The sequence below is a fragment of the Roseobacter sp. HKCCD5988 genome, assembly GCF_037830355.1.
Classification (GTDB): Bacteria; Pseudomonadota; Alphaproteobacteria; order Rhodobacterales; family Rhodobacteraceae; genus M30B80.
On record NZ_JBBLYJ010000002.1, the window covers coordinates 409,158 to 422,956 of the forward strand.

The 13,799-nt window shown below is 56.5% G+C and carries 13 protein-coding genes; 7 read left to right on the forward strand and 6 right to left on the reverse strand.

What is annotated here, in order from left to right; translation table 11 throughout:
* Nucleotides 1–4 precede the first annotated feature (4 nt).
* Both AAC636_RS10085 and AAC636_RS10090 read left to right on the forward strand, forming a co-directional pair.
* Entirely contained in the window at nucleotides 5–1,231 is a 1,227-nt protein-coding gene (locus AAC636_RS10085; RefSeq protein ID WP_340301408.1) for a DegT/DnrJ/EryC1/StrS family aminotransferase, read from the forward strand.
* Between the two features lie 144 nt (nucleotides 1,232–1,375).
* Complete coding sequence (locus AAC636_RS10090; RefSeq protein WP_340301409.1) at nucleotides 1,376–2,752, forward strand: aminotransferase; 1,377 nt, start codon at nucleotides 1,376–1,378, stop codon at nucleotides 2,750–2,752.
* Here AAC636_RS10090 and AAC636_RS10095 read toward each other — a convergent pair.
* Genes AAC636_RS10095 through yajC form a run of 4 tightly spaced genes read right to left on the reverse strand, consistent with a single transcriptional unit; the run spans nucleotide 2,749 to nucleotide 6,102 of the window.
* The gene (locus AAC636_RS10095) at nucleotides 2,749–3,102 is read right to left on the reverse strand and encodes an Mth938-like domain-containing protein (protein ID WP_340301410.1); all 354 of its coding nucleotides are present in this window, start codon (nucleotides 3,100–3,102) and stop codon (nucleotides 2,749–2,751) included. The two genes, AAC636_RS10090 and AAC636_RS10095, sit on opposite strands and share 4 nt — an antisense overlap.
* 22 nt (nucleotides 3,103–3,124) lie before the next feature.
* Nucleotides 3,125–4,093: a protein translocase subunit SecF gene (secF, locus tag AAC636_RS10100; RefSeq protein ID WP_340301411.1), complete on the reverse strand. Its 969-nt coding sequence runs from the start codon at nucleotides 4,091–4,093 to the stop codon at nucleotides 3,125–3,127.
* 1 nt (nucleotide 4,094) lies between these two features.
* Nucleotides 4,095–5,762, reverse strand: coding sequence for a protein translocase subunit SecD (gene secD / locus AAC636_RS10105; RefSeq protein WP_340301412.1), 1,668 nt, complete (start codon nucleotides 5,760–5,762; stop codon nucleotides 4,095–4,097).
* Between the two features lie 58 nt (nucleotides 5,763–5,820).
* Nucleotides 5,821–6,102 (reverse strand): preprotein translocase subunit YajC, encoded by a 282-nt coding sequence (gene yajC, locus AAC636_RS10110; RefSeq protein WP_340254518.1) that lies wholly within the window; start codon nucleotides 6,100–6,102, stop codon nucleotides 5,821–5,823.
* A 335-nt stretch (nucleotides 6,103–6,437) separates the two neighbouring features.
* On the opposite strand from yajC, the gene serS reads away from it, so the two are divergent.
* The 4 genes from serS (at nucleotide 6,438) to AAC636_RS10130 (ending at nucleotide 10,437) form a co-directional block, all read left to right on the forward strand.
* Nucleotides 6,438–7,730: a serine--tRNA ligase gene (gene serS / locus AAC636_RS10115; protein WP_340301413.1), complete on the forward strand. Its 1,293-nt coding sequence runs from the start codon at nucleotides 6,438–6,440 to the stop codon at nucleotides 7,728–7,730.
* On the forward strand, nucleotides 7,714–8,439 hold the full coding sequence (locus AAC636_RS10120) for a hypothetical protein (protein ID WP_340301414.1): 726 nt from the start codon (nucleotides 7,714–7,716) through the stop codon (nucleotides 8,437–8,439). Before serS ends, AAC636_RS10120 begins: the two co-directional genes overlap by 17 nt.
* Nucleotides 8,440–8,503: 64 nt before the next feature.
* On the forward strand, nucleotides 8,504–9,916 hold the full coding sequence (locus tag AAC636_RS10125) for a helix-turn-helix domain-containing protein (RefSeq protein WP_340254509.1): 1,413 nt from the start codon (nucleotides 8,504–8,506) through the stop codon (nucleotides 9,914–9,916).
* Between the two features lie 71 nt (nucleotides 9,917–9,987).
* Complete coding sequence (locus AAC636_RS10130; protein WP_340301415.1) at nucleotides 9,988–10,437, forward strand: CoxG family protein; 450 nt, start codon at nucleotides 9,988–9,990, stop codon at nucleotides 10,435–10,437.
* Nucleotides 10,438–10,486: 49 nt separating this feature from the next.
* Here the strand turns inward: AAC636_RS10130 and AAC636_RS10135 are convergent, their stop codons facing one another.
* Complete coding sequence (locus AAC636_RS10135; protein ID WP_340256430.1) at nucleotides 10,487–10,726, reverse strand: YdcH family protein; 240 nt, start codon at nucleotides 10,724–10,726, stop codon at nucleotides 10,487–10,489.
* A gap of 141 nt (nucleotides 10,727–10,867) precedes the next feature.
* Between AAC636_RS10135 and AAC636_RS10140 the strand changes: the two genes are divergently transcribed.
* Nucleotides 10,868–11,836 (forward strand): Gfo/Idh/MocA family protein, encoded by a 969-nt coding sequence (locus tag AAC636_RS10140; protein WP_340301416.1) that lies wholly within the window; start codon nucleotides 10,868–10,870, stop codon nucleotides 11,834–11,836.
* A 58-nt stretch (nucleotides 11,837–11,894) separates the two neighbouring features.
* Here AAC636_RS10140 and AAC636_RS10145 read toward each other — a convergent pair whose 3' ends face one another.
* Nucleotides 11,895–13,718, reverse strand: coding sequence for a M3 family oligoendopeptidase (locus AAC636_RS10145; RefSeq protein ID WP_340301417.1), 1,824 nt, complete (start codon nucleotides 13,716–13,718; stop codon nucleotides 11,895–11,897).
* Between the last annotated feature and the right edge of the window lie 81 nt (nucleotides 13,719–13,799).

Consider the following 13,799-nt stretch of genomic DNA (forward strand, 5'->3'; position numbering starts at 1 on the left):
AATCATGACCGTTGCGCCAAATGTTTATGTCGCAGAACCGATCCCCGAAGCCGCGCGTGCCGAGATCGACCGCCTTCTGCACTCTGGCGACCTGTTCCGCTACACCGCCCCCGCCGATGCGCCTGTTGCGCTGCTTGAGCGCGAATTTGCAGATTTGATGGGCGTGAAATACGCGCTAGCGGTGTCCTCTTGTTCCGCCGCGCTGTTTTTATCGCTCGAGGCGCTTGGCCTGAAGCAGGGCGCGCGGGTGATTATTCCTGCCTTCACCTTTGCCGCTGTCCCCTCGTCCATCGTGCATGCACGGATGCAGCCTGTATTGGTCGAAGTGGGCGAAAACTACCGCATTGACTTGGACGATTTCACAGCCAAGATCGACCAAAATATTGATGCGGTTTTGATCAGCCATATGCGCGGCCATACATCTGATATGGATGCCATCAAGGCGCTGTGTGACGCGCGCAATATCCCCGTGATTGAGGACGCGGCCCATTCGCTTGGCACGCTATGGCATGGCGAAAAAATTGGCACCATTGGCAAAGTTGGGTGTTTCTCTTTCCAGTCTTATAAAATGATCAACGCGGGCGAAGGCGGGATTTTAATCTCGAATGATCCCGACCTGATTGCCCGCGCTGTGATCATGTCAGGGGCCTATGAACATAATTGGAAAAAGCACAAAGGCCCGAATGGTCAAAATGACCAAGAATTGGCTGAGGCCTTTGCACGTTGGCAAAACCAATTGCCGCTTTACAACATGCGCCTGCAAAACCTGTCTGCCGCAGTGATCCGTCCGCAATTGCCTGAATTGGCGCGCCGTGTGCGCGATGGCCTTGCCAATCACGACTATGTCGCGGGTGAGTTGAACAAATCACCTTGGCTGAATGTGCCCCCTGCCTTGGCGCCAGAAACACGCGCACCAGATTCTATCCAGTTTAATCTGGTGGATTTTGCGCGCGATGAAGATGCGGTCGCCTTTCAAGATGCAGCAGCAGCACGCGGCGTGAAGGTGCAGGTCTTTGGCCTATCGACCGACAATGCCCGTGCGTTTTGGAACTGGCAATTCATTCCCGGTGAGAAGCCTGATCTGCCAAAGACCCGCGCGATGTTGATGCGCGCCTGCGATGTGCGCCTGCCTGCCCGCCTGACACGCAGCGAGCTTGACTTTATCATTAACGCGCTGGTGATGGCGGCTGAAGATGTGATGGGGTCAGAGGAGGCCGCCTACGGCACGTAACACAGCACCCCTGATCCAATAGCAAGACAGGCCCGCGCACAATTTTGCGCGGGCTTTTTATTATGGCTTTGGCGCGTTTGCCCAATTGCAGCAGCGCAGATGCGGCGCTAGCCTCTGCACAGACACGCTTGAAGGAGTGACCAGATGCCCGCGCATGATCATAGCCCGCTCAATTCATGGGAAGCCCGCGCTGAAGAATATAGTCTTTATGGCTTTACCGATCTGCCATCCGTTCGGGATCGTGGCACTGTCGTTTTAACCCATGGCGAGGGGCCTTATGTGTTCGACACAAACGGCAAACGCTATTTGGACGCGAACTCTGGCCTTTGGAATATGGTGGCGGGGTTTGATCACAAAGGTTTGGCCGAGGCCGCCAAGGCGCAATATGACCGCTTTCCTGGCTATCACGCCTTTTTCGGGCGGATGTCAGATCAGACTGTTGCTCTCTCTGAACGTCTGATTGAGGTATCCCCCTTTGACAGCGGCAAGGTGTTTTACACCAATTCTGGGTCTGAGGCGAATGACACCATGGTCAAGATGCTATGGTTCATGACACAGGCCGAGGGGCGGCCACAGGGGCGCAAGATTCTGACCCGCAAAAATGCCTATCATGGCGTTACCGCGGTTTCAGCCTCGATGACAGGCAAACCTTACAACAGCCTCTTTGGTCTTCCGATGGAGGGGTTCATCCACCTGACTTGTCCGCATTACTGGCGTGAAGGGCGCGCAGATGAAACCGAGGCAGAATTCAGCGCCCGCCTTGGCGCAGAATTGGAGGAGGTCATCACGCGGGAAGGTGCCGACACAATCGCAGGGTTTTTCGCAGAACCCGTCATGGGTGCAGGCGGCGTGATACCCCCCTCAGCAGGCTATTTCCAGATCGTGCAACAGATCTTGCGCAAGCACAACATCCCTCTCATCGCAGATGAGGTGATCTGCGGCTTTGGTCGCACGGGCAACATATGGGGATGCGACACTTATCAGTTTGTGCCTGATGCTATTATCTCCTCCAAGGTGCTGACCGCAGGCTATTTCCCGATGGGCGCCGTGATTTTAGGGCCAGAATTATCCGCGCGACTGCAATCCACCATCGACCCGGTCGAGGAATTTCCGCACGGCTTCACCGCCTCAGGCCATCCTGTGGGCTGCGCCGTTGCGTTTAAGGCAATCGATGTGGTTCTGAACGAGGGATTGGCCGATATGGTAAAGATCGGCGCACCCCGCATGGAGGCAGGTCTTCGCGAGATCGCGAAGCACCCAAATATCGGCGAGTTGCGCGGGATCGGCTATATGTGGGCGCTTGAGGCGGTGCAGGATCGCGCCACAAAAACCCCCTTTGCCTCTGATTTATCGGTCAGTGAGCGCATCGCCAACACCTGCACGGATCACGGCCTAATTTGCCGCCCCTTGGGACAGTCCGTGGTTCTATGTCCGCCGTTCAATCTGACCAATGGGCAAATGGACGAAATGTGCGACAAGCTGAACAGCGCATTGAACGCCGTGTTTCGGGAGGTTGCCTAAACAGGGAGTAGGGCCGCACCGATGCGCCGCCCCTCGCCAAGGAGCACATTATAGCTGCGCGCGGCTGAGGGGCTGCCCATCACCTCCACACCCAATCCCGCGCCTTCAAGTGCCGCGCGTAGTTTGGCGGGGATATGCGCAATTTCCGCCCCTGTGCCAATCAGCAAAACATCAATTAAACCCGCCGCTGCAAGCAGGGGCGCGTGATCATCATAGCCGCCCCAATCCTGCCGCCCATTGGGCAAGATCAGCTGAGCGCCGTGATAGACCGCCTCGTCAATGCGGAAAAAGCCTGCGCCATATCCATCAATCGGCATGCCGCCATTATAGCGCACCTCGTTAAGTTCCATCGGACATACGCCCCCCTTCGGATTAGGTTTTTTCCGCGAAGGTCGTGCCTGCCTTCTGGTCTGGTTTTGACCAATCGCGCTTTACGCCAATCATCAACACCACGTTCTTTGCAACATAGATCGAGGAATAGGTGCCAACGATGACACCCCAGAAAATCGCAAAGACGAAGCTGCGGATCACATCCCCCCCCAAAACAAGCAGCGCCAAAAGCGCCAAAAGGGTGGTGCCAGATGTCATCAAGGTGCGGCTGAGTGTTTCATTGGCCGATAGGTTCATCACATCCTGCAAATCGCGTTTTTTGTATTTGATCAAATTCTCGCGCAGGCGGTCAAAAATCACCACAGTATCGTTGATCGAATAACCGATTATCGTCAGAATCGCGGCAATGGTCGCCAGATCGAAACGGATTTGGAGAAGGGAAAAGAGGCCAATGGTCAGCAGAACGTCATGCACCAGCGCCGCAATTGCACCCACCGAAAATTGCCACTCAAATCGCAGCCAAATATAAATCAAAATCGCCGCAAGGGACGCGCCCACCGCAATGAGGGCTGTGGTGATCAATTCACCCGAGACTTTGGGGCCAACGGATTCCACCGATGGGAATGTCATATCAGCGGCGATGGTTTGCAACGCGGCTTCAACCGCCGCGATCATCTCGGGCGTAACAGACTCTTCACCCGCCTGTGCCTGAATTCGGATCATGGCCACATGTCGGTTTTCGCCAAAGCTTGGATCGAACACTTCGGAAATCGCGATATCGCCAAGGCCCAGCGGGCTGAGGGCTTCACGATAGGCCCCAACATCGACAGGGGTCGAGCTTTCGGCGCGGATGGTCGTGCCACCCAAAAAATCAATCCCAAAATTCAGACCAAGCGCGGACCAAATCCCAATGGACAGAAACACCGCCACCACAGAGGCCCCAAAGGTGATACGGGCATGACGGAAGAAGTCGATATTGGTGACTTCTGGAACCAGTCTCAGACGTTTCATATCAGACCTCGATCTTTTTGGGGCGGGCGCGTTCGAACCATGTCACGACCATGACCCGCGTCACATAAAGCGCAGTGAAAACAGATGTGATGATCCCAATGGCCAAAGTGACGGCAAAGCCTTTGACAGGGCCAGAGCCAAGGGTGAACAGGATCACCGCGATTATGAAGGTTGTGATATTGGCATCCACAATCGCCGACATCGCACGATCATAGCCTAGTTCAATCGCGCGGGCGGGGCCGCGTGCAGTTTTCAATTCTTCACGGATCCGTTCAAAGACCAACACATTGGCATCAACCGCCATACCAATCGTCAGGACGATCCCCGCAATCCCCGGCAATGTCAGGGTAGCACCCACAAGGCTTAGGATACCAAAGATCATCGCCACGTTCATCAGCAGCGCGATATTGGCGAAAAGGCCGAAAAGGCCGTAGCTCGCCTGCATGAACAGCAGCACCGCCACAAAGGCCACAATCGCGGCAATCCGACCCGCTGCGATACTATCAGCCCCCAATTCAGGGCCAATGGTGCGTTCCTCAAGGAAGGTCATCTCAGCAGGCAAGGCCCCTGCGCGCAGAAGAACCGCCAATTGGGTCGAACTTTCGACCGTAAAACTTCCTGTAATCTGACCAGAGCCGCCCGTGATCGCCTGACGGATTGTGGGCGCTGAAATAACCTCATTGTCCAGAACAATGGCAAAAGGCGCACCGACATTAGCGGATGTATATTCCCCAAAGAGGCGCGCGCCATGCGGGTTAAAGCGGAAGCTGACATTGGGTTGGCCATTTTGCGCGTCAAAACCGGGTTGGCTGTCAACAAGATCATCGCCCGTCACCACAGGGGTTTCTTCTAGAATATAATACGCGCCCTCTTCATCCATGGAGGGCAGCAGCAGTTGCCGCGCGTCCACACGGGCCTCAGGGTCGCTGGTGCGGGTGATGACAGGGTGAAAGGTCAGGCGTGCCGTGGTGCCAATCAGGTCTTTCAACTCTTGTGCAGAGCCGACACCAGGGACTTGGATCAAAATCCGATTTTCGCCTTGGCGTTGGATTGTCGGCTCGCGGGTGCCTGCCTCATCCACACGGCGGCGCACAATTTCCACAGATTGCTGCATAGTGCGATCATCGGTTGCGATCTTCTCCGCCTCAGAGAGCGAGACGATCAGCACATCGCCCTCGCCGCGCGCCTCAAGGCTGGCTGATCCTACACCTGTTAGGCTGACAACAGGGCCGCCCAAACCGCGGGCCAATTCCACCGCGCGGGCCATGCCCGAAGCCTCACCCAATTGCACCCGCAATTCGCCTGCGGGGGCATCGGTGCGGCGAATGGGGCCGACCTCATCGCGGGCATCGCGCAAGGCATCGCGCAACTCGGGCCACAGCGCGTCCATGCGTGCGGTATAGACATCCTCAACCCGCACCTCAGCCAAAAGATGCGCGCCACCGCGCAAATCAAGCCCAAGATTAACAAGGCTTGAGGGCAGAACAGACGGCCAAAGCGCCAAATCCGCTTCGAGTTCAGGCGTAGAGGGCGCGCCACCTTCGAGGGCAGCAAGAGCATCATTGTGACGCTCGACCCGATCATAGGCCAAATTTGGAACGGCCAAAGCCAGTGCAACCAGAACCACCCCCCAAATCAGGATGCGTTTCCATAGCGGGATATCGAGCATATCTTAGCCTTTTCTCACACAAAGCCCCGCCAAATGGCAGGGCTTGGTCAGTCGAAAATTATTCTTTGGCGGGTTCTGTTTTTGAAACAACCTGCGTGATGGTGTTGCGCACAACGCGGACATTTACACCCGCTGCAATCTCAAGCTCGACCTCGCGCTCATCCTTCACTTTGCTTACCTTGCCCATGATACCGCCTGCGGTCACAACCTGATCGCCACGGCGCAGGGCGGCAACCATCGCCTGATGCTCTTTGGCTTTTTTCTGCTGGGGACGGATCAAAAGCAGATACATGATCGCGAAGATCAAAATCAGCGGCACGAATTGTGCAAATGCTTCCATGGTCGGTCTATCCTTATATTCGCGCCCGCAGCGGCGGAGGCTTGATCAAATTCACCCAAGATCGGGCAGATGGTTGGCGGCCTTGGGTGTATAATGATCCAAGGCCCCTCAATTTGGCGGCACGTTACTTTCCCCCCGCCCGAAGCGCAAGGCAGGCCAATACTGCAACTGCGCCCTGCGGCAATCCTGCCATCGCGCCCTATATGGGTATAAGATGCAGTGCTGTCAGCCCCTGGGGCGCCAAGAATTGTAACACCCCCTTTCCCCGCGCCGCGCAATATTGCATACCGCCCAAAAGGGAACCTGCGCCCCGTTCTGAGATAAAGGCAAATCCAATGCATGACATCCGCGCCATTCGTGAAAACCCTGCACAATTTGACGCAAACCTTGCGCGCCGCAGTCTCGCCCCACTATCTGCGGAAATTCTGGCGTTGGACGAGGCACGGCGCGCCTGCATCACGGCATGCGAGGCGGCGCAGGCCGAACGCAATGCCGCATCAAAAGATGTGGGGGCGGCCAAAGCCCGCGGTGATGAGGCTGAATTCGAGCGCCTGCGCGCCCTTGTTGCAGAAAAGAAAGACGAAATTGCCCGCCTTGAGGACGAGGCCAAGACCCGTGATGCGGCTTTGCGCGATATGCTGGCCACGATCCCTAACGCGCCCGCCGCTGATGTGCCAGATGGGGCGGATGAGAATGACAATGTGGAATTGCACAAATGGGGCACCCCGCGCAGCTTTGATTCCAAACCTGTAGAGCATTTTGAATTGGCCGCTGTTGCGCCAAGCATGGATTTTGAGACAGCCGCAAAACTGTCAGGCTCGCGCTTTGTGATGCTTGGGGGTGCTGTGGCGCGGATCCACCGCGCCTTGGCGCAATTCATGCTCGACACCCATGTCGATCAAAACGGCCTGACTGAAATGAACGGCCCTGTCCTTGTGCGCCCTGAAACAATGTTCGGCACGGGCCAATTGCCGAAATTCGGCGAAGACAGTTATGAAACCACCAATGGTTGGTGGATGATCCCAACCTCCGAAGTGACGCTGACCAATATCGTCTCGGGCGAAATTGTGGAGGAGGCCGCATTGCCAATGCGCTATACCGCGCATTCTCTGTGCTTTCGGTCTGAGGCAGGCAGCGCAGGGCGCGATACGGCGGGGATGCTGCGTCAGCACCAGTTCGAAAAAGTTGAAATGGTTTCGATCACGCATCCCGATCACTCGGATGATGAACAAAAGCGGATGTTGCGCTGTGCTGAGGGCATTTTAGAGGCGCTCAATATTCCCTATCGCACCGTCACGCTCTGCACGGGCGATATGGGCTTTGGTGCGGTGCGCACCTTTGACATTGAAGCATGGCTTCCGGGTCAGGATTGCTATCGCGAGATTTCCTCAGTCTCAAGCTGCGGAGATTTCCAAGCACGCCGCATGAATGCGCGCTTCCGCCCATCAGGCGGCGGCAAGCCTGAATTTGTGCATACCCTCAACGGCTCTGGCCTTGCGGTTGGGCGCTGTTTGATCGCAGTGCTTGAAAATGGGCAAGAGGCAGATGGCTCCGTCACCCTGCCCGCGGCGCTGCACCGCTATTTGGGCGGCAAAACACGGCTTTTGGCGGATGGCACGCTTGGCTAACTCTGGTTTAAACCCCACAACATTTCGTGCCGCGGTCACGCTGGTCTTGGTTTTGGCCTTTGCAGGCGCGCCGCTTTTAACCGCGCCTTTCACAGGATTTGATCCCGCAACCCTGCCCTATGATGTCAGCACCCCCCCTGTGCAACCTGCGGGCTATGCTTTCGCGATTTGGGGAGTCATTTACCTATGGCTGATTGCAAGCGCGGGCTATGGGTTGTGGCGCCATGCCAACACTACAAACTGGGATGCTATGCGCTGGCCCCTAATCGTCAGCGCAGGCATTGGCGCAATCTGGATTGAGGTTGCGCTGCGCAGTCCGATTTGGGCCACGATCCTGATTTTCGTCATGCTGATCACCGCCGTTCTGGCCTGTTTGCGCGCACCAATAAGCCCAACCGCATGGGCGCGGGCGCCTTTGGGCCTATACGCGGGATGGCTTTCGGCTGCGGGGTTTGTGGCGCTTGCAACAACCTTGACGGGTTTTGACATAGTGCCCCGCGAGATCGCAGGTTGGGCAGGTCTTTTGGGGGCGCTCGCAACCGCCTCCGCCTTGACCACGCGGCTCAGGGTCATCACCTATCCGATTGCCGTGATCTGGGCCTTGGTTGGCGTGATTGTGTCGCAATGGCAAAGTGATCCATCGCTAAGCCTTGCCGCCGTTGGCGGGATCGCCGTCCTCGCCTATCAAGGGATCCGTGCCCGCGCGTGAGGCTTGCGCGCAATCTTGCAAATTGGCAAAATAGGGTTTGCAAAGCCAACCAAGGGGCAGATCCATGCGCGCAAATGGCCAAGACACACGCAAGCTCTATGTTGGTGCGAAATTGCGCGAATTACGTCAAAGGCTTGAGCTGACGCAGAAGGACTTCGCGGCCAAGCTTGGCATTTCCTTGCCCTATCTGAACCAAATGGAAAACAACAACCGCCCGCTTTCGACTGTGGTTGTTTTGGCCTTGGCGCAAGAATTTGGTTTTGATGTGACTGAACTGACCTCGGGCGATGCGGAACGCCTGATCTCTGATATGCGCGAGGCCTTGGCAGACCCTGTTTTCACGGATGGCCAACCCGCGCTGACCGATCTGAGGCTGGCCGCCTCGAACGCGCCCGCGCTTGCCCGCAGTTTCCTGTCCCTGCATCGCGCCTATCGTCAGGCGCAAGAGCGCCTCGCCTCCTTGGATGAGGCATTGGGCCGCGATGGCAGCGGCGCTGCCCCCTCACCTTGGGAGGAGGTGCGGGATTTCTTCCATTATTGCGACAATTACATTGATGCCGTGGATCATGCCGCCGAACGTTTTGCCGCGAAAGCGCAAGGGGACTTGGCCGCGCATACCGAGACCATGTTGGCCGCGCAAGGCGTCACAATTCGGCGCGCGACAGATCAGGGATTGCGCCGTTATGACACCGAAACGCGCGTTTTGACGCTGTCGCCACGCGCCGCGCCCGAAACACAGCGCTTTCAATTGCTGCATCAATACGCGCTTTTGGGGCAGGCGCAGTTGTTGGACGCAACGCTTGATTTCGCGCGGTTCCAATCGGAGACAGCGCGCGCCATTGCCCAAGTCGGCATGGCCAATTACTTCGCGGGCGCTGTGTTAATGCCCTATACCCGTTTTGCCGAGGCCGCGCGCACCACACGCCATGATCTAGAACGCCTGTCGATCCAGTTTGGCGCTTCAATTGAACAAGTTGCCCATCGTCTGGCCACCCTACAAAGACCAGGGGCCAAAGGGGTGCCGTTTTTCTTTACCCGTGTCGATCAAGCAGGCACGATTACCAAGCGCCATTCTGCGACACGCTTTCAATTCGCGCGCTTTGGCGGGGCTTGCCCCTTGTGGAATGTCCATCAGGCTTTTGAAACACCGACCCAATTCTTGCGTCAATTGGCCGAAACGCCTGACGGGGTGCGCTATTTTATTTTGGCGCGGGATGTTTCGAAATCAGGTGGGGCATGGGGCGCACCGCTGCGCCGCTTTGCGATCTCTTTGGGCTGCGAGGTTAAACATGCCAAGGAATTGATCTATGCCGATGGCATGCCCTTGGATGATGATGGGGCCTATCAGCCCATCGGAATTTCTTGCCGCATTTGCGAACGGCAAAATTGTCACCAACGCTCTGTGCCGCCTCTCGAAGGAAAACTGCGCGTTGATCCGCATGAACGCGGCACACTGCCCTATCGCCTCGAAACTTAGACCATGCTGAATTGACGGCTGACTACCCTAGGATATAGGGTTTTCGCAACATAGTGACGGAGATGACATCCATGGAATTAGCAGCCTCTCGTATTTTAAACGCAGACCGCGCAACCGTTTGGGCGGCGCTGAATTCCGCCGAGGTGCTCAAGGCCTGCATCCCAGGATGCGAGGAATTGACAGGCAGCCCTGAGGAAGGCTTCGCCGCTACAGTCAAACAGAAGGTTGGGCCTGTTTCAGCAACCTTTAAGGGCGAGGTCACGCTGTCCGATATCGTTCCGCTTGAAAGCTACACAATCACGGGCGAAGGCAAAGGCGGTGTCGCGGGCTTTGCCAAAGGGGGCGCGAAAGTGGCCTTATCCGATGCCGAGCGCGGTGGCACCGAACTGACATATGAGGTTGAGGCCAAAGTTGGCGGTAAAATCGCGCAACTTGGCTCGCGCTTGATTGATAGCTTTGCCACTAAAATGGCTGATCAATTCTTTGAACGCTTTCAGGCGCAGGTCGAAGCAACTGCTTAGGCTTAAGGCGGGGGCCAATCAGGCCCGCCCCCAAAGTTTCAGTCTGCGATTACGCCACCGCCAACATGGCGGCGATTTCGTCTTTGAGACGCATCCGCTCCTTGCGCAGCGCCATTTCAGCCAATTCTTCCAATGGCTCAACACCTGTCTCGGCACGATGCACGGCGCGGTTCACCGCGTGATAATCAGCCGCCAGTTTTGCAAAATGCGCGTTTTGGGTTTTCAGCTCATGGATTTTCTCAGCATCCTGCGGGAAATCTTCGGCCAGTTCATGCGGGGTGTTCGACAGCGGTTCGCGTCCTTTTGCCATTACAGTCACGCCCCATCTAAATCTCCAAACAGGCAGCGGTCTTTGCGCTAAATCAAATGATTGCGCTTTGCATGCGTCACAGCTTGGCGCTAGGGTTTCGGCATATAAGGGAGGGACAGAATGAAACATTACGTCAATTGGGGCATTTTGGGGGCATCCAATTTTGCACTAAACGAGATGGCACCCGCGCTGCATCTGGCGGGGCGTGGGCGTCTGGCGGGAATTGCCACGCGCGATGTCGGCAAGGCCGCGCCCTTCACTCGGATCGCCCCTGACCTGAACGTGCATCACAGCTATGACGCGCTCTTGGCGGATCCGATGATTGATGCGGTCTATATTCCGCTGCCCCATACGATGCATGTTGAATGGGGGATCAAAGCGCTCCAAGCGGGCAAGCATGTTTTGGTTGAGAAACCAACCGCAATGACCGCGCCCGAAATCCAACCTTTGATCGAAGCCCGAGATAAATCAGGTCTGGTTGCAAGCGAGGCCTTTATGATCGTGCATCACCCGCAATGGCAAATGGCCCGAGAGATTATTGCATCGGGCCAATTGGGGCAGGTGCAGCGCGTGCGTGCAGCCTTTACCTATAACAATGCGGCCGATACCCAGAACATCCGCAATAAGGCAGCCATGGGTGGCGGATCATTGCCCGATATCGGGGTTTACACCATCGGCTCGACCCGTTTTGCAACAGGTGGAACCTTACGCGAGATTTATGACGCGAAAATCGAATATGAGGGCGATTGTGAAGTTACCGCAGAGGCGCGTGCAGGCTTTGACGGGTTTGATGCGCAATGGCTCACCTCGATGCGGATGCACCCGTTCCAAGAGGTCACCTTCCACGGCAGCGATGGGGTTTTGCGCGTCCCAACCCCCTATAATGCGGGCGTGTTCGACCAAGCCCGCCTCGTGATTGAAACAGGGATGGAGCGCCGCGAAATCCGCTTCCCCAAGGTCAATCAATATGTGTTGCAGGTGGAAAATCTGAATGCGGCCATTTTGGATGGTGCCGCACTCAAATGGCGACTGGAAGATGCGGTTGAAACCCAAGAAACCATTGACGCAATCCGCGCCAAGGCGGGGTAAGAAAAAAGGGGCCACGCATCCGCGTGGCCCCTTTTTCTTTGGCTGTGGTGGCGCGGGGTTATTCCATCGCCTCTAGCTCATCAATCATGCTTTCAATCATCGACAGGCCCTTATCCCAAAACGCAGGGTCAGAGGCATCAAGCTCAAAGGGCGCAAGCAGTTCTTTGTGATGCTTTGATCCGCCTGCCTTTAGCATATCGAAATATTTCTCCTCGAACCCGTCTTGGCCCTCCTCATAGGCCGCATAAAGTGCATTCACCAACCCATCGCCAAAGGCGTAGGCATATACGTAGAAGGGCGAATGCACGAAATGCGGGATATAGGCCCAGAAGGTTTCATAGCCTTCCATGAAGTTAAACACAGGCCCAAGGCTTTCGGCTTGGACGCTCATCCAAAGCGCGTTGATATCGTCAGGGGTCAACTCCCCCTCGCGCCGTGCCGCATGGAGTTTGCATTCAAAATCATAAAACGCAATTTGCCGTACGACTGTGTTGATCATATCCTCAACCTTGCCCGCCAACATAACCTTGCGCGCAGCTTGATCTTTAGCTTCGGATAACATTCTGCGGAAGGTCAGCATCTCGCCAAACACGCTTGCCGTCTCCGCCAAGGTCAAAGGCGTGGAGGACAACAATTCGCCCTGCCCTGCCGCAAGGCGCTGATGCACCCCGTGGCCCAATTCATGCGCCAAGGTCATCACATCGCGCGGTTTCCCCAGATAGTTGAGCATCACATAAGGGTGGGCATCTGCCACAGTGGGATGCGCAAAGGCACCGGGCGCTTTGCCCTCTTTCACCGCCGCGTCAATCCAACCATCGGTGAAAAACGGCTCAGCCAATTCGGCCATGCGCGGATCAAAGGCCGAATAAGCCTCGGTCACAATACGGCGCGCCTCGATCCATGGCACGATGCGCTCATCCTCCATCGGCAGGGGCGCGTTGCGATCCCAGACCTCCAAGGTCTCAAGGCCCAGCCACTTGGCCTTAAGCGCGTAATAGCGGTGTGAAAGGCGCGGATAGGCCGCCACGACCGCGTTGCGCAGCGCCTCGACCACCTCGGGCTCGACATGGTTGGCCAAATGCCGTGCCGCCTGCGCGGAAGGCAATTTGCGCCACCGATCCTCGATCTCTTTTTCTTTGGCCAAAGTGTTATGCACCCGCGCAAAGAGGGGCAATTGCGCAGCAAACCCCTTTACCAACGCGCGCGCACCCGCCTCGCGCTTGGCGCGGTTCTGCTCAGATAGGCAATTGAGCGTGGCCTCAATCCCCATCACTTCGCCATCCACCTCAAAGCTCATGCCTGCGATCGTTTCGTCAAAAAGACGGTTCCACGCAGCCGCCCCCACGACCGATTGGTCATGCAGAAATTTCTCCATCTCGTCAGACAGCTGATAGGGCTTCATCGCGCGCATCCGATCAAAGACGGGGCGATACCGCGCCAGTTCGGCATTCGCAGCCGACAACGCCTCAAGATGGGCTTCGTCTAAACGGTTAAACTCAAGGCTAAAGAATACCAGCGCGGTGGTCGCGTTGGTGATCTTGTCCTGACAATCGGACATGAATTTCGCGCGGCCTGCATCGGTGGTTTTTTGGTAATAACGCAAACCTGCAAAGGACATGATGCGCCCTGCCACCATGTCGATCTTTTCATAGCGCAGCACGCAGTCCAGCATGGCCTTGGCATCGAGATTGGCCAATTTGCCCTCGTAATCCGCGGCAAATGCCGCGCATTCTTTGGTCAGAAATTCCATGTCGCGCTTGAGTTCGGGCGCATCAACTGATGGGTAAAGGTCGCTCAAATCCCATTCGGGCAAGTCCGCCCATGCCCCGCCACCTGTCTCGGACTGGGCATCGAATCGGCGGGGATCAGTATGATGGGTCATGGCACTGCCTTTGATAAACTGCGAAATATCTTTCCCAAGATATGCGGTGCAAACCCCGCGCCCTCAACCCCTAAGGCGCAG